Origin of the sequence: Cobetia sp. MB87, assembly GCF_011319755.1 — a bacterium.
GTDB lineage: Bacteria > Pseudomonadota > Gammaproteobacteria > Pseudomonadales > Halomonadaceae > Cobetia.
Map to the genome: position 1 here is coordinate 195,593 of NZ_VFBC01000003.1, position 23,981 is coordinate 219,573.

At 62.1% G+C, this 23,981-nt stretch carries 21 protein-coding genes and 1 pseudogene; 6 read left to right on the plus strand and 16 right to left on the minus strand.

What is annotated here, in order from left to right:
• Positions 1-46: 46 nt before the first annotated feature.
• The 3 genes from CDPAHKCJ_RS02390 to CDPAHKCJ_RS02400 all read right to left on the minus strand — a co-directional run bounded on the left by CDPAHKCJ_RS02390 (position 47) and on the right by CDPAHKCJ_RS02400 (position 3,245).
• Positions 47-952, minus strand: coding sequence for a rhomboid family intramembrane serine protease (locus CDPAHKCJ_RS02390; protein WP_166018553.1), 906 nt, complete (start codon positions 950-952; stop codon positions 47-49).
• Between the two features lie 315 nt (positions 953-1,267).
• Entirely contained in the window at positions 1,268-2,344 is a 1,077-nt protein-coding gene (locus tag CDPAHKCJ_RS02395) for a metallophosphoesterase (protein WP_166018555.1), read from the minus strand.
• A gap of 16 nt (positions 2,345-2,360) precedes the next feature.
• Positions 2,361-3,245, minus strand: coding sequence for an NAD(+) kinase (locus CDPAHKCJ_RS02400; RefSeq protein WP_043334090.1), 885 nt, complete (start codon positions 3,243-3,245; stop codon positions 2,361-2,363).
• Between the two features lie 322 nt (positions 3,246-3,567).
• Here CDPAHKCJ_RS02400 and CDPAHKCJ_RS02405 point away from each other — a divergent pair, with 322 nt between their 5' ends.
• Positions 3,568-4,146, plus strand: coding sequence for a sigma-70 family RNA polymerase sigma factor (locus CDPAHKCJ_RS02405; RefSeq protein WP_166018558.1), 579 nt, complete (start codon positions 3,568-3,570; stop codon positions 4,144-4,146).
• A complete protein-coding gene (locus CDPAHKCJ_RS02410; protein WP_166018560.1) occupies positions 4,143-4,952 on the plus strand; it encodes an anti-sigma factor in 810 nt (269 codons plus the stop codon). Before CDPAHKCJ_RS02405 ends, CDPAHKCJ_RS02410 begins: the two co-directional genes overlap by 4 nt.
• A 244-nt stretch (positions 4,953-5,196) precedes the next feature.
• Here the strand turns inward: CDPAHKCJ_RS02410 and CDPAHKCJ_RS02415 are convergent, their stop codons facing one another.
• Complete coding sequence (locus CDPAHKCJ_RS02415; protein WP_043336770.1) at positions 5,197-5,580, minus strand: histone-like nucleoid-structuring protein, MvaT/MvaU family; 384 nt, start codon at positions 5,578-5,580, stop codon at positions 5,197-5,199.
• A gap of 732 nt (positions 5,581-6,312) precedes the next feature.
• On the opposite strand from CDPAHKCJ_RS02415, the gene bioA reads away from it, so the two are divergent.
• Complete coding sequence (gene bioA, locus CDPAHKCJ_RS02420) at positions 6,313-7,608, plus strand: adenosylmethionine--8-amino-7-oxononanoate transaminase (protein WP_166018605.1); 1,296 nt, start codon at positions 6,313-6,315, stop codon at positions 7,606-7,608.
• 134 nt (positions 7,609-7,742) lie between these two features.
• Here the strand turns inward: bioA and CDPAHKCJ_RS02425 are convergent, their stop codons facing one another.
• The gene (locus CDPAHKCJ_RS02425; protein ID WP_166018562.1) at positions 7,743-8,363 is read right to left on the minus strand and encodes a YrbL family protein; all 621 of its coding nucleotides are present in this window, start codon (positions 8,361-8,363) and stop codon (positions 7,743-7,745) included.
• Between the two features lie 278 nt (positions 8,364-8,641).
• On the opposite strand from CDPAHKCJ_RS02425, the gene CDPAHKCJ_RS02430 reads away from it, so the two are divergent.
• Positions 8,642-9,988, plus strand: a complete 1,347-nt coding sequence (locus CDPAHKCJ_RS02430) for a Na+/H+ antiporter family protein (protein WP_166018564.1) — start codon at positions 8,642-8,644, stop codon at positions 9,986-9,988.
• Between the two features lie 165 nt (positions 9,989-10,153).
• The gene (gene dinB, locus CDPAHKCJ_RS02435; RefSeq protein WP_166018565.1) at positions 10,154-11,212 is read left to right on the plus strand and encodes a DNA polymerase IV; all 1,059 of its coding nucleotides are present in this window, start codon (positions 10,154-10,156) and stop codon (positions 11,210-11,212) included.
• A 116-nt stretch (positions 11,213-11,328) separates the two neighbouring features.
• Here dinB and purU read toward each other — a convergent pair whose 3' ends face one another.
• Positions 11,329-12,183, minus strand: a complete 855-nt coding sequence (gene purU / locus CDPAHKCJ_RS02440; protein ID WP_166018566.1) for a formyltetrahydrofolate deformylase — start codon at positions 12,181-12,183, stop codon at positions 11,329-11,331.
• A gap of 414 nt (positions 12,184-12,597) precedes the next feature.
• Between purU and CDPAHKCJ_RS02445 the strand changes: the two genes are divergently transcribed.
• Positions 12,598-14,178, plus strand: coding sequence for a ribonuclease J (locus tag CDPAHKCJ_RS02445; RefSeq protein WP_043336797.1), 1,581 nt, complete (start codon positions 12,598-12,600; stop codon positions 14,176-14,178).
• A 209-nt stretch (positions 14,179-14,387) separates the two neighbouring features.
• Here CDPAHKCJ_RS02445 and CDPAHKCJ_RS02450 read toward each other — a convergent pair whose 3' ends face one another.
• The 10 genes and pseudogenes from CDPAHKCJ_RS02450 to CDPAHKCJ_RS02495 all read right to left on the minus strand — a co-directional run bounded on the left by CDPAHKCJ_RS02450 (position 14,388) and on the right by CDPAHKCJ_RS02495 (position 23,520).
• Positions 14,388-14,672: a hypothetical protein gene (locus CDPAHKCJ_RS02450; protein WP_043336782.1), complete on the minus strand. Its 285-nt coding sequence runs from the start codon at positions 14,670-14,672 to the stop codon at positions 14,388-14,390.
• Positions 14,673-14,912: 240 nt separating this feature from the next.
• Positions 14,913-15,902, minus strand: coding sequence for a GTP 3',8-cyclase MoaA (gene moaA / locus CDPAHKCJ_RS02455; RefSeq protein WP_166018567.1), 990 nt, complete (start codon positions 15,900-15,902; stop codon positions 14,913-14,915).
• Between the two features lie 155 nt (positions 15,903-16,057).
• A pseudogene (locus CDPAHKCJ_RS02460) lies at positions 16,058-16,519 on the minus strand (molybdenum cofactor biosynthesis protein MoaE); the annotation flags it as partial.
• A gap of 1 nt (position 16,520) precedes the next feature.
• Complete coding sequence (gene moaC / locus CDPAHKCJ_RS02465; protein ID WP_166018569.1) at positions 16,521-17,384, minus strand: cyclic pyranopterin monophosphate synthase MoaC; 864 nt, start codon at positions 17,382-17,384, stop codon at positions 16,521-16,523.
• Between the two features lie 163 nt (positions 17,385-17,547).
• Positions 17,548-18,981 (minus strand): gephyrin-like molybdotransferase Glp, encoded by a 1,434-nt coding sequence (glp, locus tag CDPAHKCJ_RS02470; protein ID WP_166018570.1) that lies wholly within the window; start codon positions 18,979-18,981, stop codon positions 17,548-17,550.
• On the minus strand, positions 18,978-19,577 hold the full coding sequence (gene mobB / locus CDPAHKCJ_RS02475) for a molybdopterin-guanine dinucleotide biosynthesis protein B (RefSeq protein ID WP_166018571.1): 600 nt from the start codon (positions 19,575-19,577) through the stop codon (positions 18,978-18,980). The genes glp and mobB overlap by 4 nt, the downstream gene beginning before the upstream one ends.
• Positions 19,578-20,093: 516 nt before the next feature.
• A complete protein-coding gene (gene mobA / locus CDPAHKCJ_RS02480; RefSeq protein ID WP_240916619.1) occupies positions 20,094-20,810 on the minus strand; it encodes a molybdenum cofactor guanylyltransferase in 717 nt (238 codons plus the stop codon).
• A 152-nt stretch (positions 20,811-20,962) separates the two neighbouring features.
• On the minus strand, positions 20,963-21,775 hold the full coding sequence (locus CDPAHKCJ_RS02485; protein ID WP_166018572.1) for an ATP-binding cassette domain-containing protein: 813 nt from the start codon (positions 21,773-21,775) through the stop codon (positions 20,963-20,965).
• Between the two features lie 120 nt (positions 21,776-21,895).
• The gene (locus CDPAHKCJ_RS02490; RefSeq protein WP_240916620.1) at positions 21,896-22,570 is read right to left on the minus strand and encodes an ABC transporter permease; all 675 of its coding nucleotides are present in this window, start codon (positions 22,568-22,570) and stop codon (positions 21,896-21,898) included.
• Between the two features lie 26 nt (positions 22,571-22,596).
• A complete protein-coding gene (locus tag CDPAHKCJ_RS02495) occupies positions 22,597-23,520 on the minus strand; it encodes a substrate-binding domain-containing protein (RefSeq protein ID WP_166018574.1) in 924 nt (307 codons plus the stop codon).
• Between the last annotated feature and the right edge of the window lie 461 nt (positions 23,521-23,981).

The window sequence follows — 23,981 nt, forward strand, 5'->3', positions numbered from 1 at the left end:
AGTGTCATTTCCAGAGGTGGCATCCCCGGGGCCGAATCACCAACGCTCAGGCCGCGCTACGCCTGGGGAGCAGCCAGCCCAGCAGCAGGCCGGTCAGCAGGCCGCCAAGATGGGCCTCGTTGGCGATGGCGCCCAGGCCGATGGCACTCGAGAGCGGCGTCATGCACAGCACCAGATAGATCAGCATGAAGATCATCAGCGAACGCTGCATTTCGTAGCCCAGCGCCGGGCGTCGGCGTGCAGCGATGAAGACATAGCCGATCACGGCGAAGTCGATCCCCGACAGCCCACCGAACAGCACGCTGCCGGTGGCGTATTGCGCCAGATTGGCCGCCACGCCGCTCAGCACCACGACCAGCGCGAAGCGCCAACCGCCATCGATGGCCTCGATCTGACGCCCGAACACCCACAGCCACAGCAGGTTGAACACCAGGTGCAGCACCCCGAAGTGCATCAATGACGGCGACCACAGCCGCCACCACTCCCCCGCCAGCGTCACGGACAGCGGCTCGGGCGCGATGTGCTGACTGCCGACAAGCTCGAAGGGCACGATGGCCAGCCACTCGAACACCGCCGCCTGGCCCAGCGCATACTGGAATAGCACCGTGACGCAGCAGGCCAAGCCGACCAGCCAGGTCAGCGGCGTCTGGCGCATCAGGGCGATGAGGGACTGAGAACTTCCAGTGCCACGTGTCGCGGCGCCTGCGGAGGCGTCCCGCAACGGTTCACCGCGTGACTGGCGCTCGAGCATCGCGATGACGCGCGGCAGCTGCTCGGGGTCGGCCAGCCACAGCACCTGGCCGACCTCGTGGCTCTCGGCATCGTCGCCGGAGGTAGCCTCTGTCGGGCGAGCCTGGCTCAGAGTGATCTGGTGACCGATCTTCTCGGCCCACAGGGCTTCGCGCAGGGGGCGGCTGTCGAAGGATTCGGGCAGCGTCAGAACCTTGAACATGCTATGCCTCTGAAGATGACACGCGACTGATCGAACTCAGTACACGTTGATAAACAAGGAGAAGTCAGACCAGCCTGTGAAAATCTACCACAGCGCCGCAGGCGTCTGGACTTTGTGACAGACATAAAAAAAGCCCGGTGGGGGGCACCGGACTGAGCAAGGATCATTCAAGGGAACACTTACTCAGAGTGCGCAATCGGGCTTTGGTTCACTGATACGTGATTGTAAAAAACAATCGCCACTCCACAGCAGCATCACTGACGCTATTGATCAGTGCCAATGGCCAGTGCTGTTGACCAGTACTGATGGCCAGCACTATTGACTGGCACCATTGGCCAATGACGGATTCGACAGGGTGTCGCGGGACAGTTCTTCGGGCACGGGGCGTCGGGAGGGCTCACGCGGTACCGGTACCCAGACGAAGTTGGCGGCATCCAGCGTGGCTTCGCCACTGAAGCGATATGCCACCAGGCGCCCGAACTTGACCGCGCTGTAATCCAGACAGGCGATGTTGGGGGCCGGCAGCGCCGGCAAGCCCTCGCACCAGTAGTGCCCGAGGAACAGGGGCGGCTGCTCTGGCCCGTAGTAAGGCAGATTGGCCAGCTCCTGCTCGCTCAACCAGCGCGATTCCAGCTCACCGGGCAGGTTGTCGGGCTGGAAGACGACATCGCCGTAGGTGCGAGGCTCACGTGCCCAGAAGTGGGTGCGGAAGCTTCGGCGCGTGAAACCATCGCCGGAATGGATCTCGACTCCTTGCGGCAAGCGCAGATTCGCGCCCCGCGTCATGCGGTCCAGCACGCGATAGGCGAAGCTGTCGTGCTCGATGGACTCATGCAGGAAGTCTTCATCGATACAGCCATCGGGGTAGCGCTCCAGGAAGGTACGCACCAGCGGCTCATCCCAGCAGGCGTGCACCACGCGCAGCCCGCTCTGGCCGGGGGCCAGCGGCGGCAGTTCCAGACACAGCGGCATGCGCATGAACCAGCGCAGCGCCTCGTCCCACTCATCGGGATGATGCTGATATTGATCAAGCGTCTCGCGGATGATGCGATTGTGACGTGAGGTGTGCGAGCGCAGGAAATCACGATGCTCGCCGCCTGCACGCGGGCGGGCGCGCCGACAATACGCCAGGGCGTTGTATTCGTGATTGCCCATCACGATCAGCGCTTCACCGGCATTGACCATGCTGCTGGCCAGCTGCACCGCCAGGCGGATACGCGGACCACGATCAATGATATCGCCGAGAAAGATGACCTTGCGGGTCGGGTGGCGATAGACGCCATCGACGATGTGATAGCCGAGCGTCTCCAGCAACGTCGCCAGAGTGGCGCCGCAGCCGTGTACATCGCCGATAAGATCATAGCCATCCTGTGGCGCCACGAATGCTTGCATGCTGTCAGCCTTGAGGTCATTCGCCGAGGCGATTGCTCCAACCGAGCTTGGTGCGACAGATCTCGAAATAGTTGTGCTCCAGCGGATGAATCAGCGTCAGGCGCTCACTCTTGCGCCGAATCTTGAGCACATCCCCGGGCTTGGCCACCACCTGGGTCTGGCCATCGCAGCTGATATGCGGATAGGTCGAGTTGCTGGCACTGATATGCAGAATGATCTCGCTGGCCGCATCGATCACGATCGGGCGACTGGAAAGGGTATGCGGGAACATCGGCACCAGGGTGATCGCCTCGAGACGCGGATGCACGATGGGGCCGCCACCGGACAGCGCGTAGGCGGTCGAGCCGGTCGGCGTGGCGACGATCAAGCCATCCGAGCGTTGGGAGTAGACGAACTGACCATCGATGAACAGCTCGAATTCGATCATGCGCGCCGCCTTGCCCGGGTGCAGCACCACGTCATTGAGGCCATCGGCCGCTCCGATGCGCTCGCCTTCGCGGTAAACCTCGGCCTCGAGCAGGAAGCGTTGCTCGCTGAGATAGTCACCGCCCAGCACCTCGGCCACCTTCTCCTCGAGCTCATCGGGGCGAATGTCGGTCAGAAAGCCGAGTCGCCCACGATTGACGCCGAGCACTGGCGTGCCGCTGCGGCACAGCGCGCGCGCGGCGCCCAGCAGGCTACCATCGCCGCCGACCACGATCACCAGATCACACTGCTCGCCCATCTGACGGCGGCTGGCCACCTGCAGACCGTGGTCCAGCAGCAGCGTGGCAGTGCGCTCCTCGATCACCATGGCCAGGCCACGGGAATCCAGAAAGCGAATCAAGCGCTTGAGCGTATCCACCACCTGAGCACTGCCCAGTCGGCCAATCACGCCGATCGTATTGAATTGCTGCTTCATCACGCCTCCCAGGCTGTCATGCCGGCCATTATGCGGACTCACCGCGCGAGCAGCAATGCAGCCGCGCCGCGCTTTCCCCATCGGATGTGGAGCGACTGGCTGGCGTCATGTCCAGTCACGTTTCAAACCGGCCGTGAACATCCAAGGCGGGAAGCTGGGCGTTACCTGACTATCCCCCGCAATTGACGCACCGCCATCCCGACCGTCACGGGCGTTGATTCTTTCCCGAACGAAGGCCTCTATCATGCAACTTGCCATTCCTCGGCGGTGCACATACCGTCAGTTGAACAATGGACCCCCTGCCAAAGGAGCCGGCTGCCCCATGCCTGCACAGAAGCCGTCAGTCAGTCCGCCAGATGCGGAAAGCTTTGACCACGCCAGTGCGATAGAAGCCTGTGCACGAGGAGACGAGGCCGCGTTCCGCAGCCTTTATGATCTCGAATCTGGCCGCATGCTGGCGCTCGCCATGCGCCTGTTGAACAGCCGCGACCAGGCGGAAGATGCCGTCCATGACGCCTTCATCAAGCTGTGGTCCAACGCGGGCCAGTATCGCCGTGAACTCGGCAATGGTCGCGCCTGGCTGTTTACCATCCTGCGCTATCGCGCTCTGGATCAGCTGCGTGCCCAGGGGCGGACGCCACGCGGCGACAGCGATGCGCTCGACACGCTGGCCGATCTGCTCGCCAATCCGGAAACCGCGGCTGGTGACAGCCAGACGGCCCATCAGTTGAGCGACTGCCTGGGTGAGCTGGAAGTGCCGCGTCGCGAACCCATTCTGCTGGCCTTCTTCAAGGGACTGACACACGAACAGATCGCCGAGAAGCTGAGCGCACCGCTTGGCACCATCAAGGGACGCATCCGCGCCGGTCTCAAGCTACTGCAGGAGTGCCTGTCACGATGAATAGCCCCCTGATTCCCGAATCTCCCGAAGAACAGAACCTGCTGCTGGGTGAGCATGCCCTCGGGCTGCTGGACCCTGAGCGTGAAGCCGAAGTGCGCGCCTGGATCGAGCGCGATGACAATGCCGCACGCATGGCCCTGCGCTGGCAGCAACATTGGCTGAGCGTGAGTGACCGCCTGCCGCCGGAGCCTCCTTCCGACTCATTGTGGAAACGCATCGACGCCAGCCTGGTGCGCCTCAAGCAGTCCTCCGCCATCCGCGATGACCCAGATCAGGCCAGCGCCTCGGCCAAGGCGCCTTGGCTAATGCGCTGGCTCGGCGGTGGCCTCGGACTGGGCCTGGGGGCAGGTCTCGCTCTGGCACTGGTCATGCAGATGGGACCCTTCTCTCCCAGCGCGCCGCTGGAAGGCACGTCACCGGAGGTGGCTACCCAGACACCTGACGGCGACGCGCAACACATGGTCGCTATCCTGCAGACACTGGAAGATCCGGGCACGCCGACCTGGGTGGCCAATGTCACGCCCAGCGGTGGCCTGCAGCTGACGCCGAAGGTTTCCATCGAGCGCCCGACGGAGCGCGCCATCGAACTGTGGACCCTGACCGACCCGCAAGAAGGGCCGCGTTCACTGGGACTGGTCGATCCGATTGCCGGCATCGAACTCAGCGCCGAGCAGATCGGCAGCATGAGCCCGGGCCAGCTGCTGGAGATGACCCTGGAGCCAGAAGGCGGCTCGCCGACCGGCAAACCGACGGGCAAGATTCTCGCCATCGGTCGCCTGGTGGACCTCAATCAGCGTGATAGTTGATAGTCGTCATATCAGCCCTCGAGCATGACGATTGCCGATAGTGGCGCTTTCCGATGCTGTAATTTCACAGCGAGTCTCACGGGAAAGCGCCCTATCGATCTACTCAAGACCTGCTCTAGACCTGCTCAAAGAGGGGGTCCGTCGTCTGACGTCAGTCAAACGCCAGACATGAAAAAGCCCCGCAATCGCGGGGCTTTTTCATGTCTGGCAGCATCAGCTAGCTAGCTGGCAACAAAGCCAGTGCTCAGCTTTCAGTGCGCTCGAGCCAGGATTCGACGGTTTCAGCACCGTGCTCTTCCTTCCACTCTTTCAGCTGCTTGTGGTTGCCACCACGCGTCTCGATGACTTCACCGGTATGCGGGTTCTTGTAGACCTTCAGCTTGCGCTTGCGACGCACGCCACCGGTCTTGCTTTCCGGTGCGGCAGCAGCCGGTGCCTGAGACGCTTTCGGGTCCAGCAGGGTGATGACGTCACGAGTGGACTTGCCGTACTCGCCCATCAGCGCGTCCAGCTTGTCCTTGAATTCGAGTTCGTTCTTCAGACGGTCATCATTGCGTAGGCTTTCCAGCTGCTCTTGAAGTTTCTTGAGCTCTTGCTCTTTCTGCATGAAATCAGTCAACAGGGACATGAGTATCTCCAGGATGTCGGGACAGACAGTTGAGTCACGAAAACACGATGCTGAAAGAGGCTCGGCGATATTCATCTACCGTACATGTTTAACAGCGCGTTTTCATAAAGACTTGTGCAGGACACTCGGGACAGTTAAGCGCCCACACCAGATCAAGGGCGATTATAGACCGAGTCAACTGCGAGGTGAAGTCTTAAATAACATGTTCCCAAAGTATGCAATCTTTCCGATCAATGCAATAGCCAGCTAAAAAACAGTACTCACTGCCCAGGCACTTCATTATCTCCTGTCACAACTGAAGACAGATCTGACAAAAGCGTCTCTGCAACAACAAGAAGAAGTCTTTACCACGTCCTGACATCAGGCTTGAGGGCCCGCCATCACTAGGTCTCCAATATTCACGAGATATGCACAATTCATGACAACACCCCATCAGGAAGTATTATGCAACCACTTTTCCGTTGGTGTTTCGGCGTCAGATTGCAGACTTTCGGGGTAGAGCTGTGATTGCCTGCGCACCTCGAAAAGCATGCACCTGAACGAACAACAGAAGTCCATACTAAAGCAGGTGGTGAACTAATAGTGGTGCAAAATGCAACACTTTCTCCAGAAAGCGTCACTTCAAAAACACAGTCAACCTGATAGAATGGTCAAGGTTGACAAAGATTGAGCTGTCATCACGCCACTCCACTCTCCCGCCACTCGCAGAGATACTCCATGCCATTCTCCCAGATGCCGACCCGCGATACGGACTCACTTTCTCTCTGGCACCCTTATACCCAGATGCAAGACATGCCAGCACCACTGGAGGTGGTCGGTGGCACGGGAGCCCGCATGGCACTGGCGGGAGGTGAGACACTGCTGGATGCGACGTGTTCCTGGTGGTGCATGATCCATGGCTACGGACACCCGCGCCTCGTCGCGGCCATTCAGCAGCAAGCGGCAGAACTCTGCCATGTGATGCTGGGCGGCATTCGCCATCGACCGGCCAAGGAGCTTGCCGATGCGCTGGTGCGCGTCACCCCCGAGGGCCTGAATCATGTCTTCTTCTCGGATAGCGGCTCGGTGGGCATGGAAGTCGCCATGAAAATGGCAGTGCAATATCAGCAACAGCGCAAAGACCGCGATGACACGCGCGGACGGACGCGCATGCTGTCATTGATGAAGGCCTATCACGGCGATACGGCGGGCTGCATGGCAGTGTGTGACCCTGAAGAAGGCATGCATTCCTTGTTCACCGATTTCCTGCCCAGACATCATTTCGCACCGGCGCCGACTGCCGGTTTCAGTGCGAGTCGTGACGAGGTAGCAGACGATATCAGCGCATTGCGCGCCTGCCTGGAAACACACCAGCATGAGATAGCAGCATTGTTGATGGAGCCTCTCTTGCAGGCGGCAGGTGGCCTCAACATGTATTCGCCCTACTATCTTGAGGCGGCACGCGAGTTATGTGATGAGTTCGGAATCGTATTGATCTTCGATGAAGTCGCGACCGGCTTCGGTCGGACCGGCAAGATGTTTGCCTGTGAACACGCCAATGTCTCTCCCGACATCATGGTGCTCTCCAAGGGACTGACGGGGGGATATCTGGGACATGCCGCCACCCTGGCCCAGAGTCATATCTTCCATGCATTTGATGGCGAGGATGCGAATAGCGCCTTCATGCACGGCCCGACCTTCATGGGCAATCCGCTGGCCTGTCGGGTAGCACTGGAAAGTCTCGCGGTATTCGAGGAAGAGAATTATCTGGGCAAGATTGCCGAGCTCAATCAATTGTTGCGCGACACCCTGCTGAACTTCTCCCATCCCGCCATTCGCGATGTACGCGTATTGGGTGCCACGGCGGTGATAGAAGTACACGATGCCAGCAGTCTGGCAGGCGCTCAAGCCCATGCCCGTGAACTGGGTGTCTGGTTACGTCCCTTCGGTTGCTGGCTCTATACCATGCCGGCCTATATCACCTCGCCGCAGGACTTGCGCCAGATCACCCATGCGATGACCAGCTACTTCGAGACCCTGGAACACTGATGTACTGCTTGCACTGATACACAACACGACTGCCCCTGGCGATGTTCATCAAAGGCGATTGCCATCAGAGGCAAGCGCCATCAGGGGCAGTCACTCTCGAGCGCCACCAGTCTCGAGAGCCGTCACCATCAGAGTCATTCACCCCACAGACTGGCTTCGAGTGCCTGATACTCCTCTGGCGAGAGCTGGCCGCCCTTGACCAGTTTCTTCAGGAAGTGACGATAGCGACGCGCGACCTTGCGCCGTGCCAGCCAGGCGACGCTGGTCGCCAGCGGAATGAAGTCAGGGTTCGAGATACCGTCGATCAGCCACAATCTGGGCGGCTGGTCGTCGCTGAACTGGACCACGATATTGCGATCATTGAGATCAGACGGAATCAACCAGCGTTTCTCGAGATAGCGATAGAGATTGGCCAGCTCGCTCACCAGCACCTCGGCGCTCAGGCGCTCGGGAGTCTCGAGATGCACCTCGCGCAACCGCCGTGACGTGGAGCCGTCACTGTCGAGAATCAGATCGAAGACCAGCCCGAGCCCCTCGGCGGTGGCGACACTGCCATGGTAGGCAGGCACATAGGACCAGTCGCGCATGCCACGTCTGACCAGGCCCTCGAAATAGCGTTGCTCGCGTTCATTCTGGCGGCTGCCCTTGTCAGGGTAACGCGGGACCTTGATGCAGCGATGGGGGTCGTTCGGGTCCTGATAGACACGCCGATCATTTCCCATGCCGATGACGCGGGCATTTTCCAGCTCCAGCATGCGCACTCCTGTTGAATAACGCCTGCGACTGCAGCCGCCGGGCAGCGTGGCATTCTACAAAAAGCCGTCATTGCACGCCAACTTGTGCCATCTGGCAGCGCCCACGTTCATCGGCCATTCAGCTTGCGCTGCCCTTCTGGTATGATTACGCGCCGTTTTTGGCCGGTTTCAGGATGAAACTGCCAGCAGCACGTCATGCGAGGTATTGCCCGGGATCGGGTGGCCGCGCAGCTCTCTCGCCAGACCCTATCCCCGAAGCTACCTCAAGAGGAACTCGCATGAATGCGGTAATTCTGGCCGTCCTGGTCATGGTCGGCCTGTCGTTGGCTCGCGTCTCGGTCGTCTTCGCGCTGGTCGCCGGCGCGCTGGTCGGCGGTCTGTTCAGCGGCCTGTCCCTGACTGATACGCTCGGCGCCTTCAATGACGGTGTCGGCGGCGGCGCCAAGGTCGCGCTGGCCTACGCCACCCTCGGTGCCTTCGCCGTCGCCCTGTCTCGCTCCGGTTTGCCGGACCTGCTCGCCGCACGCCTGATCGGCCTGCTCAATGGCGAAAGCACACCGCGCCGCCAGACGGCCATCAAGTACGGCCTGCTGGGCAGCGTGACCCTGGTCGCAATTTCCTCCCAGAACCTGATTCCGGTCCACATCGCCTTCATCCCGATCCTGATTCCGCCGCTGCTGGTCGCCATGAACCGCCTGCGCCTGGATCGTCGCGCCGTGGCCTGTGCACTGACCTTCGGCCTGACCGCGCCCTACATGCTGCTGCCGGTCGGTTTCGGCTCCATCTTCCTCAACGACATCCTGCTGGCCAACATCAATGATGCCGGCCAGTCGCTCGGTCTGGACGTGACCCGTGGCATGGTGCCGATGGCGATGGCGATTCCGGTCGGCGGCATGTTCCTCGGCCTGCTGACGGCGCTGTTCGTCTCCTACCGCAAGCCGCGTGACTACGCGACCCGCGAGATCAAGTCCAGCAACGTGCCGCACCACACGCCCATGCACACGCCGTCCAAGAGCGGCCTGATCATGGCAGGCGTCGCCATCATCGCCGCCCTCGGCATTCAGCTGTATTCCGGCTCCATGATTCTCGGCGGCCTGGTCGGCTTCGCCATCCTCTCGCTGGGTGGCCTGTTCAAGTGGAACGAAGCGGATGACCTCTTCACCTCCGGCATGCGCATGATGGCACTGATCGGCTTCATCATGATCTCGGCGGCTGGTTTCGCTTCCGTGATGAAGGCCACCGGCGACATCCAGACCCTGGTCGACGCCTCCTTCCATATCATCGGTGACAACAAGCCGCTGGCCGCGCTGGTCATGCTGATGGTCGGCCTGTTCATCACTCTGGGCATCGGCTCCAGCTTCTCGACCATTCCGATCATTGCCGCCATCTACGTGCCGCTGGCGCTGCAATTCGGCTTCTCGCCGCTGGCCACCGTCGCGCTGATCGGCACCGCCGCCGCGCTGGGAGATGCCGGCTCACCGGCTTCTGATTCGACCCTCGGCCCGACTTCCGGCCTGAATGTCGATCAGCAGCATGACCACATCTGGGACAGCGTGGTGCCGACCTTCATTCACTACAACATCCCGCTGATCGTATTCGGCTGGGTGGCCGCGATGACGCTGTAATCCACTGACCGACACCACTCGGCCACAGGTGAGATGCCAGACATGACAACGCCCGGCAGCGAGGACCTTCCTCACTGTCGGGCGTTTTCGTTATTGAGCCTGCTCAGGCCCAATGAATGGGCACAGCTACTGGACAGCCATCCAGTCTTTTAGCATGATGCGCGCATGCGCAAGATCCTCCACGCCGACTGCGATTGCTTCTATGCCGCCGTCGAGATGCTCCGCCATCCCGAGTGGCGCGACGTGCCCATCGCCATCGGCGGCCGCACCGAGCAACGCGGTGTCATCGCCACCTGCAACTATCCCGCGCGTGCCTTCGGCGTACGCTCGGCGATGTCGACTGCCCGCGCGCTGCGCCTTTGCCCACAGCTGATTCTGGTGCCACCGGACTTCGAGCGCTACCGCGCCGTCTCCGCCGAGATCCAGGCACTCTTCCATGAACTGACGCCCCTGGTGGAGCCCCTCTCGCTGGATGAAGCCTATCTGGATGTCAGCGCCGTGACTGACTTTCAGGGCAGCGCCACCTGGATGGCGCGCTGGCTGAAGGAGGAGGCGCTCAAGCGCACCGGCATCACGCTCTCCCTTGGCGTGGCCGCCAACAAGTTTCTGGCCAAGATCGCCAGTGACTGGGAAAAGCCCGACGGCCTGACGGTGATCACACCCGAGACCAGCGACGCCTTCATCCGCCAGCTGCCCGTCGGCAAGCTGCACGGGGTCGGCCCGGCGACGCTGGCGCGCCTGACACGCCTGGGCATCACCACCTGCGAGGACATGCGTGGCACGCCGTTGACGACACTGGCCGAACACTTCGGCAAGTTCGGCACCCGCCTGCACGAACTGGCGCACGGCATCGATGAGCGACCAGTACGTGTCGAACGCGAGCGCAAGTCGATCAGTGTCGAACACACCTTCGATCACGACCTGCCTGACCTGCCGGCTTGTCTCGAGCGCCTGCCTGCCCTGCTCGAACGCCTGACCAGCCGTCACGCCCGCCATGACCAGCCGGTGCTGGCCAAGCAGTTCGTCAAGATCCGCTTCAACAACTTCGAGAGCACCACGCTGGAAAGCCTGCTCCCCGCCTCGACCACCACGCTGCCAAGCGCCAACAGCTTCGCCCTTTTGATGGAGCAAGCCTGGCAACGCGGCTACCGCCCTGTCCGCCTGCTGGGTGTCGGCGTGCGCCTCAAGGCCCGCGAGGACGCCCAGCAGCTGGGATTGTTCTAGCTCGCACCAGTCGCTCCCCCCATCCGAAAACAACAAAGCCGGCACCTGAAACAGGTACCGGCTTCTTCGTCATGACCTCAGGTCGATGACAGACTCATGCGTTGAGCAAGCGAAGCTCAGGCGAAGACGATGGTCTTGTTGCCGTGGATCAGCACGCGATCCTGCAGGTGCCAACGCAGCCCGCGTGCCAGCACCTTCTGCTCGACATCACGGCCGATGCGCACCAGTTCCTCGGCGGTATGGCAGTGAGTGACGCGATGGATGTCCTGCTCGATGATCGGGCCGGCATCCAGCTCTTCGGTCACGTAATGGCAGGTCGCCCCGATCAGCTTGACCCCACGTCCGAAGGCCTGGTGATACGGCTTGGCGCCCACGAAGGAAGGCAGGAAGCTGTGGTGGATATTGATCAGGCGACCGGCATAGCGCTCACACAGGCTTGGTGGAATGATCTGCATGTAGCGCGCCAGCACGATGCAATCGGCCCGGGATTCTTCCACCAGACGCTCGACCTCGGCAAAGGCCGGAGCCTTGTCATTCTTGTCGACCGGCACGTGATGGAACGGAATGCCGTGCCATTCCACCAGCGATCGCATGTCATCGTGGTTGGAAATGACGCAGGGGATCTCGCAATCCAGATCACCGGACTGCCAGCGATGCAGCAGGTCCACCAGACAATGGGAGTCCTTGGAGACCATCAATACGACACGCTTCTTGGCAGCGGTGTCATGCACGCGCCACTGCATGCCGAACTCTTCGCCGATCGGGGCGAAGCGCTTGCCGAGCTCATCGGCACTCAGGCCGATGGTTTCGGGGTTGATCTCATAGCGCATGAAGAAACGACCGGCGCCAAGATCAGAATGCTGATTGGCTTCGGTGATCCACCCGCCCTGCTCGGCGATGAAAGTGGAAACTCGGGCGACAATTCCGACCTGGTCAGGGCAGGACACCACCAGGCGATAGGCGTGAGACATCGTAAGTTCAACCATTGTGATAGCGGGAATGATGTTCAGCCGGCGAAGCGCCGGCCTGCGCGAGGAATCATGACACCGCCCGTAAGCAGCCCCTCGGCAAAGGTGGGCTATTGTAGCTGATCACGCGGCCTGAAACAGTGCTGGGCCCCGATTCTGTCCATATGGTCAATACGACATTGCGATCAGCGGCCATCACGCCAGCCCACCTCAAGGCGTCACGCGGACGGCTGGACCGCCACCGAATCAGCTCGACCGGACAACAGCGCCATTTGTGGCGCTTCGCGGGATTCCCGTATAGTTGAGCCACATTTTATAGATGGCATGACATCCATGTTGAAACCCCGCGTTCAAGTCCGTCAGAGACAACGTCCGCCGCTGCACCTGCTACCGCTGGGTGGCTGCGGCGAGATCGGCATGAATCTGACGCTGTATGGTTATCAGGATCACTGGATTGCCGTGGATTGCGGCATGATGATTCGTCAGGACCTGCCAGAAGGTCCGTTGCAGGTACCCGATATCGAGTCCCTGGCAAGTCTGGGCATCAGCCCACAGATGCTGGTGATCACCCATGGCCACGAAGACCACATCGGCGCAGTCGCCTGGCTGTGGCCCAAATGGCGCTGCCCGATCATCGCAACGCCGTTGGCGGCTGGCTTGCTGCGCGCCAAGTTTGCCGAGCGCGAGCTGGAAACCTCCAGCCTGCAGATCATCGAGGTGGATGAAGGCTTCGAATCCGGCCCCTTCGCGCTGCGATTGTTGCCGCTGACCCACTCCATTCCGGAAAGCTGCTCGTTGCTGATCGTCACGCCGGAATACCGCGTGATGCATACCGGCGACTGGAAGCTCGACCCGGAGCCGTTGATCGGCGAGCCCACTGATCCGGAGCGCTATCAGGCATTGGCACCGGTCGATCTGGTCGTCGGCGACTCCACCAATGCGCCGCTGGCGGGTCATTCGCGCAGCGAAGGCGAGGTGGCACGCGCACTGGAGAAGACGCTGGCCGGCTGTCGCGGACGCGTCGTCGTGACCTGCTTTGCCAGCAACCTGGCCCGCATCCTGGCGCTGGGGCGCGCCGCCGCACGCAATGGTCGCCGCATCACGCTGCTGGGTCGCTCCATGGAGCGCATGGTGCGCGTCGCCCGCGGTCTCGGCTATCTGGAAGACTTCCCGCCGCTGGTACCGGTGAAGGATCTGGGCTATCTGCCCCCGGAAGAGGTCATGGTGATCGCCACCGGCAGTCAGGGCGAGCCGCGCGCCGCGCTGTCACGCCTGGCCAATTCCCGCCATCCGGACTTCGAGCTGGCTGCCGGCGACACCGTGATCTTCTCTTCCAAGGCGATTCCCGGCAATGAGCTCGCCATCGGCAAGCTGCACAACGCGCTGACACGCCTTGGCGTCGGCATCATGGAAGAGAAGCAGTTCCCGGACCTGCACGCCTCCGGGCATCCGGCGCAGGAAGAACTGCGCACCTTCTATGGCTGGCTGAAACCGGTACGTCTGCTGCCGGTGCATGGCGAATATCGCCACCAGCTGGCTCATACCCAGGTGGCACAGTCCCTGGGCATCGAGGCACCGCTGATTCCCGTCAATGGTGACGTGATTCGCCTCGATGCTCAGGGGCTGTCGGTGGAGAAACGCCTGACACTGCACGAGCGCATCATCGAGCATGACAAGGTGCGTCCGCTGGATTCCATGGACCGCCGTGCCCGCGCGCGTCTCGGCCGGCATGGCAGCGTCTCGCTGGCATTGCCCGTCACGCTGCAGGAGGCAGGCTGGGTTCGCATTGGCCGCTTGATGCTGGATATCAGCGGTACCTCAAGCCTGGATGAAGACAGCTTCGCCGAGTGGCTGGATGACACCCTGGCAGGCCTGGATGCCAGCAATGAACGTGAACTCAAGCAGCAACTCGATGGTCGCATCAATCGCTGGCTGCGCAACCATCTGCGCCATGAGCCGGTGTTATTCCTGCATATCATGGCCATGAATCAGGAGTGAGTGTCGCGCCATCACCGAAGTGATGGCCACCTTGAGCTCACTGCCCTGCACAAAGCGGTGCATGAAAAAGCCCGCCCGGGAAATACCGGGCGGGCTTTTCTGCTGCTGGGAGGCGCTCAGGGACTGGTGATGGCGACATTGCCATCTTGCCGACTGGCAATCTCGATCTCAAGCGCTTCAGCCACCTCCATGGCGTCAGGCCGAAGGTCTCAAACGGACTTGTTCTTCGGCGGACGGCCACGACGCTTGGGCTGATCACTGACCAGATCATCCACGGAAAGGCCAGCTTCGATCATCGCATCACGAATCTCGGCAAGCTTGCGCTCCTTGGCAATTTCTTCTTCGCGGCGCTGCTCATCTTCTTCGGCTTTCTGCTCGATCACCTCATTGATGACCTCGGAGAGCTTGTGCAGTTGTTCCATGGACAGCTGACGCGCTGCTGCACGAGCAACATTCTTGTTACGAGCGATCTTTTCGAGAGAATCGGCTGTCATTTCGCTACCTCCACCATATGCACTGAGCTGGAATCCCTGCGAGTCATCGCATTGGATGTGATAATGCAGCAAAGTATAAGCGCTAAATATGAACTAACAAGCCTTGTCAAAAGCAAGGCAGTGTTTCCATAGGATAGACCAACAAAAACCCCGCTTGATAGCGGGGTTCTTGTGAGCGCCTGTGAGTTATCCAGGATGGCTCGATCACCATGAGCGCCCTGACTGATGACGAAAAAGGACTCAGCCTCCCGTCATGTTCATGAAGCGAACGATCTGGACATCGCCATCCGTCGTGAAGTGATGACGTTCGGGCTTGAGGTGCATGGCATCGATGATCGCGGCCTTGAGTGGCTCGATGTCACCCGGGTGACGACGCATGATGTCACGCAGATCTAGCGAGTGCTCATTGCCAAGACACAGCAACAGCCGCCCTTCCACCGTGACGCGAACACGGTTGCAGGTCGAGCAGAAGTTATGACTGTGCGGTGAGATGAATCCCACCCGTGATTCGCTGTCCGCCATGCGGAAATAGCGCGCCGGCCCCAGGCTGTCTTCCAGCGTCGGAATCAGCGGATAACGCGTCTCGATGCGCGCCTGGACATCATCACTGGAGCAGAAGGTCTCCTCACGACCGTGATCCGAGACCTGACCCAGCGGCATCTCTTCGATGAAGCTGATGTCCAGCCCTTCCTCGCGCGCAAATTCGACCAGCGACACCACTTCGTGATCATTGCGCCCTTTCAGCACTACCGCATTGAGCTTGATGCGGAAACCTTCCTCGCGCGCAGCACGGATGCCGGCGATCACCTTGTCCAGGTCGCCGGTACGCGTCAGCGCCTTGAAGCGCTCCGGGTCCAGAGAATCAAGGCTGATATTCAGCCGTGACATGCCGGCGGCCTTCAGCTGCGCGGCGTGCTTGGCAAGCCCAGCGCCGTTGGTGGTCATCGAGAAGTCCTTGAGCCCCTCGAGCGCGCCGATTTCATCGACCAGCTTGCCGATATCACGCCGCACCAGCGGCTCCCCGCCGGTCAGGCGAATCTTCTCGACTCCCAATTCCACGAAGGCACGCGCCAGCAACGCGATCTCTTCGAGGCTCAAGACCTCGTCACGCGGCAGAAAGGTCATCTCTTCGCTCATGCAATAGACGCAGCGAAAGTCACAGCGGTCCGTCACTGACAGGCGAACATAGCGGATGCGACGACCGAAGTCATCGACCAGGGTTTCCATCATGACTCTCCCGAAAACTTGGGTGTTGCCAGCGCTGATTGTCGCTCTTCGCGGCTGGCCTCGGCCAATGAGTCATCAGCCTTCTGTTGCTCAGCAAAGGGGGTTACCGATCCACCCTCTGCCATCACCGCAGACTCTGGATGCCAGCGCTCGAGTGCCTCGCGATCGCTCGAGCGTTCCCGTACCCAATAATCTCCTGTGGCGGTGTGCTCCTTTTTCCAGAAAGGCGCCCGCGACTTGAGATGGTCCATCAGGAAGTCACAGCCGGCAAAGGCTGCCTGACGATGCGCACTGGCGACCAGTACCAGCACGATATTGTCGCCGGGCTCGAGCCGTCCGACACGGTGAATGATGCGCACCCCGGTGAGCGGGAAGCGCTCGCGCGCCTCTGTGATCAGACGTTCGAGGCTACGCTCCGTCATGCCGGGATAGTGTTCCAGCGTCAGCGCGACGACATCCGGTCGCTGGTTGAAATCACGCACCAGCCCCGTGAAGGACACCACGGCACCGATATCGCCGCGCCCACGCGTCAGGACGTCCTGCTCGACACGCAGATCAAAATCGCTGGCCTGAATGCTGACCGAAAAGGCCTGCGCGGCTTCGTTTGCGACCTGGGTCATGTCAGCCCCCCGTCACCGGTGGGAAGAAGGCGACTTCATCACCGGCATTCAGTGGGTGGTCATCGCGCACCATGTCCTGATTGACGGCGCAAAGCACGCGAGTGTCATTGAGCGCTTCAAGCTGCGGATCACGCAGCGCCAAGGTGCGCTTCAGGCCCCCGACCGTCGCTTGGGACAGCGTCGTCAGGTTCAGCGCCAGGCTATCGAGGTCCAGACGTTCCCGCAGTTCCGCCAGGAAGAGAACCCGCACGGTGGCATCGCCGCGTGCCGCCGGAGCGGCCTGTCCCGCTGTCGCTTCGATAGGCTCAGCTGTTGCAGCACGGCTTGGTTCGGCCCAGCTTGATTCAGTCCGGCTTGGCTCAACCGGCGTCTGCTCGACAGCGGCGGCCTCCTCCGGGCGCTGCCAGTCACCACTCTTGCCGCCGGTCTTGGTCTCGAGCTGGATATCGCCGATCACGATACCCTTGTCGACCGCCTTGCACATGTCATAGAGCGTCAAGGCCGCCACCGAGGCCGCCGTCAGCGCCTCCATCTCGACACCGGTACGCCCATTGAGGCGACACAGCACCTGAATTTCCACGCAGCTGTTGGCGCTGTCCAGCGTGAAGTCGACCGTCACCTTGGAGAGCATCAAGGCATGACAGAGCGGAATCAGCTCATGAGTGCGCTTGGCCGCCTGGATACCGGCAATACGCGCCGTCGCCAGCACATCCCCTTTGGGCAGGCCACCTTCGGCGAGCAGTGCGAGCGTGGCAGGCAGCATGCTGACGCGTGCGCTGGCTCGCGCCTCGCGGCGGGTTTCCTGCTTGTCCGCAACATCCACCATATGGGCTTCGCCGCGTGCGTTGAGATGAGTAAGGCTCATGAGCTGTCTCGTATCCGTATCGGGTGCGCCTGACTGGCGGCAATCTCAGAAATACCAAAGCCTGAAGAAACAGGCAGGCAAGCCCTGATGGACAGGACTGGCCAATAAATTAGCAGACTATCTTTTCATGAATCAGCTGGCGTGACCACTGTGCGGGCATCGCCTAGACGATGCCTCGACTGCCCAGCCACTGCACCATGACCGGCTCGCCGGCGTGAAGCGTAGCGCAGCCGGCGGGAATCTCGATCAGGCATTCGGCCAGCAACATCGAGGTCAGAATACCCGAGCCCTGCCGCCCCGTGGTCATCACCACCTGCCGCCCCTGATCATCCAGCACGATCTGCCCGCGATGATAATCGACACGCTCGGCACGTGAGCGCAGCGTCTCGCCGGCGATCAGCTGCAGGCGCGGGGCTTGCCACTGCGCCAGCGTCGTCGCGGAGGCGTTCGCCTCACCCTTCGCCAACCGCTGCTGGCCCGACAACAGGCGCAGCGCGGGCAGCACGAACTGCAGGAAGGTGACCATGGTCGCCACCGGATTGCCCGGCAAGCCGAAGAACGGCACCTGGCCAGATGACGACTCGGTGCCGGCGGGAGTGGCACGCAACATGCCGAACGCCAGCGGGCGCCCCGGACGCATGGCGATGCGCCACAGCGCGAGTTCACCACAGGCAGCGAGGGCACTGCGCACATGATCGGCCTCGCCCACCGACACGCCGCCGGAGGTGATGACCATGTCGGCACGCGTCGCGGCATCATGCAGGGCAGCACTCACGCTCGCCTCGTCATCGCTCAGGATGCCAAGATCCAGCACCTCGATGCCCTGATCGCGCAGCAGCGCCACGAGGCTGAAGCGATTGGCGTCATAGATGCCGCCAGCCGGCAGTGTCTCGCCGGGGGCAGTGACCTCGTCACCGGTGGAGAAGACCGCCACCGTCAGTGACCGATAGACGGCGACCTCGGCGAGTCCGAGCGACGCCAGCACACCCACGGCGGCAGGCGTCAGCCACTGGCCCAGCGCCATCACCTGGCTGCCGCGCGCGATATCCTCTCCGGCCTGACGCACATTCTGGCCACGGCGAATGCTGGTCACGCCCTCGATCACCACCCGCTCGCCTGCTTCGCTCTCAATCAAGCCCTCGCCCTGCCCTTCGTCCCTTCCCTCGCTCTGCGCGGAGTGATACTCGAGCTGCTCCTGCATGACGACGGTGTCGGCGCCTGTGGGCAGAGCCGCGCCAGTCGTGATGCGCATGGCCTCCCCCGCGGCAAGCGCTCGGCCCGCCCAGGGATGGCCCGCCAGCGAGCTGCCGATCACGCTCAATTCGCCACGATCGCTCAGAGGCTCGCCGCTCGCCGCATCTGGCAATGAAGCCCGCGCCAGCGCGATGCCGTCCATCGCCGCGTTGGTCTGTGCCGGGACATCCAGCGGCGAGATGACCGTCTCGGCGAGCACACGTCCGGGCGCCTGCGCCAGGGGGACACGTTCGCTGCGTGGCGTGCGCATCACGCCCGCCAGGCTCTCTCCCAGCACGCTCAAGGCTTCATCGACACTCAGCATGCGCTCGCCGAAACGTGGATCGAAACACGACAGGCTCATGCGCCCACCTCGCCACGCGGCTTGCCGCCTTCCAGACGCCAGTGCACCGGCCAGGCGGCGATCCAGGCGGCCAGCGCCTGAGGATCGTCAAGATCCAGCCGCTTGAGGTCCTGCGGCACATCCTCACGAGTCGGCAGCTGCGCCGCCGGTGTCGCCAGCGCATGAATCCAGGGGTCCTCCGGGGCTCTCAGCGGCTTGCCTACGGCCTCGCGGTACAGTTCAAGCTTGGGCAGCGGCCACTGCTTGAAGCCCTCGACCAGAATCAGGTCCACCTCCAGCCCCTCGAGCTGCGCCACCAGCTGTTCCAGATCGGCCTCCGCCTGGTCCGGCGTCTCCATCATCAGCGCAAAGCGCCTGGCGGACGCCACCAGCATCGGCACGGCACCCGCCGTTCGCAGGCGATGACTGTCCTTGCCCGGCGTATCGACATCGAAGGCATGATGCGCATGCTTGATCACGGCGACGCGGAGGCCGCGCGCGCTCAACTCGGGCAGCAGCTGTTCGAGCAGCGTGGTCTTGCCGGTGCCGCTCCAGGCTGCAATGCCCAGCAGCGGACACGCTGACGCCGCCAGACGTGCCTGCCAGGCGGGCGACATCCCGACCTCATGAGAAATATCACCACGCGACGTGGGAGCATCACTGCGGGGGGAGGAATGTTCAGCACTGACAGCGGTATCAGCACGCTGGTCAGTCGTGGAGGAAGACTCAGGCATGAAGGTTCTCTTGGTGATTCCGGCGTATGGCGGCCTGTCGACGGGTTCACCGCAGCGCTCCCGCGCCCGCAAGGGAAAAGATGACGATGACTGCTGCGGGCTGAGCGGATGCCATGAAGGTGAACACGCATGGCGCTCATTTCAATGGGGAACGGCTCGACATGAACAAGGGTTCAATGGGGGCAACGACGCTGAGTGGCAAGATACCCGCCAGAACCGCCAGACACGACACGTGAAAGGTGCAACCCCGAGGCCATCAAATCCTGACAGGCAAAGACAATAAGCCGCCAGACTCCTGAAGAGACGCTTCCGGCGATGACTACTTGCATCACAATGACACACCCTGGGCGTGCAAGCGGGAACGGATGACACGCTAGGAACGTCAGGAATGAAGCGCGCTCAGCGCAAGCCGGCTTCCATCTCACGGCATTCTTCAAGGGTATTGAGGTTGGCGAAGTCCTGCTCGCTGCCCGCCTGCACCTTGAGCCAGACATGCTGATCGAACCAGCGGTCGATCTTGCGCTCGCCAGCGGCCAGCGCCGCCTGCAGAGACGGCAGCAGGCCACGATGCATGAGACAGATCACCGGATGGTAACGAAACTCGTCTGCCGCCACGGCCAGCAGCGCGGGCCCGGCATCGACCGCGTGACCGCCCTCGACACTGAAGCCTTCCAGCTGATCGCCGTTGGCCTGGTCGATCAACGCCACGCTCAGCGTTTCGACCAGTTCATTGGGCAGATGCGGCACATCGCAGGCTACCATCATCACCCAGGGCGTCCGCGCTGCCGCCAGCGCACTGGCCATGCCCATCAGGGGACCGTGGTAGCCCTGCTCGCTGTCTTCGACCAGTGGATGCCCATAGGCGGCATACTCGGAGTGCGAGCGGTTGGCATTGATCAGCAGCTCGCCCACCTGAGGGGTCAGCCGCGCCAGTACATGCGCCACCAGCGGCACCTCATTGAGCGTGACCAGCCCCTTGTCGACGCCACCCATGCGCCGCGCCTGGCCGCCGGCCAGCACCACCCCGGTGATATTGGCAGGCGTGAGCGAGGCCTTGAGCTGCTCGGCATCGCTCGGCAGTGGCATGGCGTCAGAGGTGTGATTGGAGCTCGGCATGAAGGCGTATCCCGGTCGAGTGCGCAAAGGCGCAGGTAATATCATGCAGCAGGGCCGCTGGCAGGGCATCCAGTGCAAGCGGCTGATGAACAGGGCTTTCTCAGCTCTGAAGCTTGAGGCGCCTAGCCGAAGGCTCAGCTATTGAAGGCAACTCAGCCCGCTGAGGGCTCAGTGTGCAGGCTGGCAGCGCTCAGCGTCCAGCGCTCACTCGAGCCCTGACTCAAGGCATTGTCCTGATGTGAGGAGAGGATCACCGCACACCCCTGCTGGCACATCTGCTCCAGTCGCAGCGCCAACTGCTCGACAGCGGCCTGGTCCAGATTGGCGGCAGGCTCATCCAGCAACAGCACCGGCGGACGCGACAACCAGGCGCGCGCCAATGCCAGTCGCGCTCGCTCGCCACCCGACAGGGAGCGGGCCGGCTGACGGGCCTGATCGCTCAGCCCGCTCCAGCGCAGCATCTCCTCGACCTGATCACGCTGCTGCCCGGCAGAGCCGCTGTCGGGTTGCCAGCGAGCCGCCAGCACCAGATTGCCGGCCACACTGGTGTCGAACAGATACGGCTGCTGATGCAGGTAGCGCACCGGATGAGCGTCACGGGTCTGCCATTCAAGCTTGCCGCCGGTCGCTGACTGCATGCCTGCCAGCACGCGCAGCAGCGTGGTCTTGCCGCTACCGTTGTCACCCTTGAGGTGCACCCAGCCGGACGCTGGGGTCGGTGCCCAATCCAGCGCCGCCACATGCCATAACAGGCGCCCTTGCGCCTCGACGCCCTCGCCGGAGACTTGCGCCGCAGACGGCAAGCGATATTCGAGGCCACGCACGCGCAACAGGGGAGCAACGCTTGCGTCGGCAGCGAGTGCCCGGGCAACAGACGGCGAGGCTTGCGCGAAGCCAGTCCCCGTCACCGGGCTGGAGGGGTCGCCCGGGGGAACAGACGAGGACGAAGAACTAGGGGGGAACATCATGACTCCATACGACGATTCAGCCTGACGCGATCAGTGCTGGCGTGTGCTTGTCTCAACGGGTTGGCAGGCGGCTTTCAGACTGGGGGAGCAGAACGTGACTGGCGGCGGGGCATAGGGTCAGGCCTGCACCGCCAGCTGACCGCGACCGCGCAACACCCCCAGCATCAGATTGAGCGCCAGTGCCAGCACCAGCAATACCATGCCCAGGGCGACCCCCTGGGCGTACTCGCCCTTGAGGGTTTCCAGCGCGATGGCCGTGGTGATATTGCGCGTGAAACCGGCAATGTTACCACCCACCATCATGGCGCAACCCACTTCAGCGATGATTCTACCAAATGCGGCCACCAACGCCGCCATCACGCCGAAACGGGCCTCCATCACCAGCCGCCAGAGCGCCGCCCGGCGCGACGCCCCCAGCTGCAAGGCTGTCTCCCAGGCACGTTTGTCGACGCCCGCCAGCGCGGCATGCAGCATCACCACCAGAATCGGCAGGGCGAGCAGAATCTGCCCGATCACCATCGCCGGTTGGGTGAACAGCAGATGCCAATCACCCAGCGGTCCAGCGCGCGACAACAGGATGAACAGCAGCAGCCCCACCACCACGGTGGGGACGGCCATCAGGGTATTGATCAGCGAGATCAGCAGCCAGCGCCCCGGGAAGGCGCAGCGAACCAGCACGAAGGCGATCAACAGTGCCGGTGGCACCGCGATCAGCATCGCCGTCAGCGAGACACGAAACGACACGCCGATGATCTCCCACAGCGCGCCATCCATGCTCAGCAGGAGGCTCAAGGCCTCCTGCGTGGTTTGCCACAAGCTCACGAACGCGGCTCAGCCTGTACGTCCTGCGCCTTCACCGGCGTGCGCTCAGAGGCGCGGTCCGCTGTCTGGCGAGCATCGAAGCCGGTCTCGCCGTGGCTGGCATGGAACAGCGCCTTGCCCTTGAGACGGTAATCATCGATTGCCTGCTGCCCTTCGCTGGAGATCAGCCATTCGGCCAGCTCACGCGCACCACGGGTATTGAGTCCGTCATGATTGGCCGGATTGACCAGAATCACCTGATAGGGGTTGAAGAGGCGCGCATCGCCCTCGACCAGAATCTCAAGCTCGAGCTTGTCTTCCATCGCAAGCCAGGTGCCACGGTCACTCAAAGTGTAATCCTGCAGTTCACTGGCCATGCTCAGCACCTTGCCCATGCCCTGGCCGACGGCCTTGTAGCCGGAGAAGTCAGGGGTGACATCGGCACTCTGCCACAAGGCCAATTCCTTCTTGTGGGTGCCGGAATCATCGCCGCGCGAGATGAAGCCGGCATTGGCGCCGGCGATCTTGCCCAGTGCCGCGTCCACATCCTGCATGCCGTCAATGGCCGCCGGGTCCGACTCGGGGCCGAGCAGCACGAAGTCGTTGTACATCACGCCATGCGGCTCGATGCCGTAGCCGGCATCGACGAACTTGCGCTCGGCACCCGGGGCGTGGGTCATCACCAGATCCACATCGCCATCCTGCCCCATGCGCAACGCCTTGCCGGTACCGACCGCGATGACCTGAATGGTGACATCGTGGGCCTGTTCATACTCCGGCAGCAGGTGATCGAGCAGGCCTGAGTTGTAGGTGCTGGTCGTGGTGGCCAGACGAATGATGTCGTCGGCCGCCTGGGCCGGCAGAATGCTCAGCGCACCGAATGACAGGCCTGCGAGAGTGGCCAGCAGGCGACGAGAAGACAATGTATGGCGTTGCAGCATGGGGATGCTCCCTGAATATTTTTTATGGCGTGACGGTATTGATGACATCAACGTGAATGCTGACTGTGCAAACGACATGCCGAAAGCGCTCTCGTGACAAGACCTGCCATCCATCAGAGGCTTTCAGAGCTTTGGCATCGGGCTGATACATGGGCTGGCACGCAAGACAGCCGGCGATGATACCGGAAACATCTCCAGCAGGCTGGCTCCCTGTCACCCCTGTCGCCCTGCTGACGTCGCTATCCTTGTCGCTAACCCTGGCGGGGCGGATGGCGATGCTGGGATAGCACTGCCGGAAGGGCAGGAAAAATACTGACAATAACTCCAGTCACGACCACCGCTGACCCATGACGACCCGATTGACGCGTCATCGCCGAGCCTTGCGTAGCGCAACGGGACAGCCAGGCAATCCTGCCTGCCAGCGCCGCATGCTGACAAGGCTGCAAGGCTTCGCCTGTGGC

Excerpts from the sequence above, each read along its gene's own strand:
- CDPAHKCJ_RS02390 (WP_166018553.1), bottom strand. The coding sequence starts at position 952 with ATGTTCAAGGTTCTGACGCTGCCCGAATCCTTCGACAGCCGCCCCCTG.
- CDPAHKCJ_RS02395 (WP_166018555.1), bottom strand. The coding sequence starts at position 2,344 with ATGCAAGCATTCGTGGCGCCACAGGATGGCTATGATCTTATCGGCGAT.
- CDPAHKCJ_RS02400 (WP_043334090.1), bottom strand. The coding sequence starts at position 3,245 with ATGAAGCAGCAATTCAATACGATCGGCGTGATTGGCCGACTGGGCAGT.
- CDPAHKCJ_RS02405 (WP_166018558.1), top strand. The coding sequence starts at position 3,568 with ATGCCTGCACAGAAGCCGTCAGTCAGTCCGCCAGATGCGGAAAGCTTT.
- CDPAHKCJ_RS02410 (WP_166018560.1), top strand. The coding sequence starts at position 4,143 with ATGAATAGCCCCCTGATTCCCGAATCTCCCGAAGAACAGAACCTGCTG.
- CDPAHKCJ_RS02415 (WP_043336770.1), bottom strand. The coding sequence starts at position 5,580 with ATGTCCCTGTTGACTGATTTCATGCAGAAAGAGCAAGAGCTCAAGAAA.
- bioA (WP_166018605.1), top strand. The coding sequence starts at position 6,313 with ATGCCGACCCGCGATACGGACTCACTTTCTCTCTGGCACCCTTATACC.
- CDPAHKCJ_RS02425 (WP_166018562.1), bottom strand. The coding sequence starts at position 8,363 with ATGCTGGAGCTGGAAAATGCCCGCGTCATCGGCATGGGAAATGATCGG.
- CDPAHKCJ_RS02430 (WP_166018564.1), top strand. The coding sequence starts at position 8,642 with ATGAATGCGGTAATTCTGGCCGTCCTGGTCATGGTCGGCCTGTCGTTG.
- dinB (WP_166018565.1), top strand. The coding sequence starts at position 10,154 with ATGCGCAAGATCCTCCACGCCGACTGCGATTGCTTCTATGCCGCCGTC.
- purU (WP_166018566.1), bottom strand. The coding sequence starts at position 12,183 with ATGTCTCACGCCTATCGCCTGGTGGTGTCCTGCCCTGACCAGGTCGGA.
- CDPAHKCJ_RS02445 (WP_043336797.1), top strand. The coding sequence starts at position 12,598 with ATGAATCTGACGCTGTATGGTTATCAGGATCACTGGATTGCCGTGGAT.
- CDPAHKCJ_RS02450 (WP_043336782.1), bottom strand. The coding sequence starts at position 14,672 with ATGACAGCCGATTCTCTCGAAAAGATCGCTCGTAACAAGAATGTTGCT.
- moaA (WP_166018567.1), bottom strand. The coding sequence starts at position 15,902 with ATGATGGAAACCCTGGTCGATGACTTCGGTCGTCGCATCCGCTATGTT.
- moaC (WP_166018569.1), bottom strand. The coding sequence starts at position 17,384 with ATGAGCCTTACTCATCTCAACGCACGCGGCGAAGCCCATATGGTGGAT.
- glp (WP_166018570.1), bottom strand. The coding sequence starts at position 18,981 with ATGAGCCTGTCGTGTTTCGATCCACGTTTCGGCGAGCGCATGCTGAGT.
- mobB (WP_166018571.1), bottom strand. The coding sequence starts at position 19,577 with ATGTCGCCCGCCTGGCAGGCACGTCTGGCGGCGTCAGCGTGTCCGCTG.
- mobA (WP_240916619.1), bottom strand. The coding sequence starts at position 20,810 with ATGCCGAGCTCCAATCACACCTCTGACGCCATGCCACTGCCGAGCGAT.
- CDPAHKCJ_RS02485 (WP_166018572.1), bottom strand. The coding sequence starts at position 21,775 with ATGTTCCCCCCTAGTTCTTCGTCCTCGTCTGTTCCCCCGGGCGACCCC.
- CDPAHKCJ_RS02495 (WP_166018574.1), bottom strand. The coding sequence starts at position 23,520 with ATGCTGCAACGCCATACATTGTCTTCTCGTCGCCTGCTGGCCACTCTC.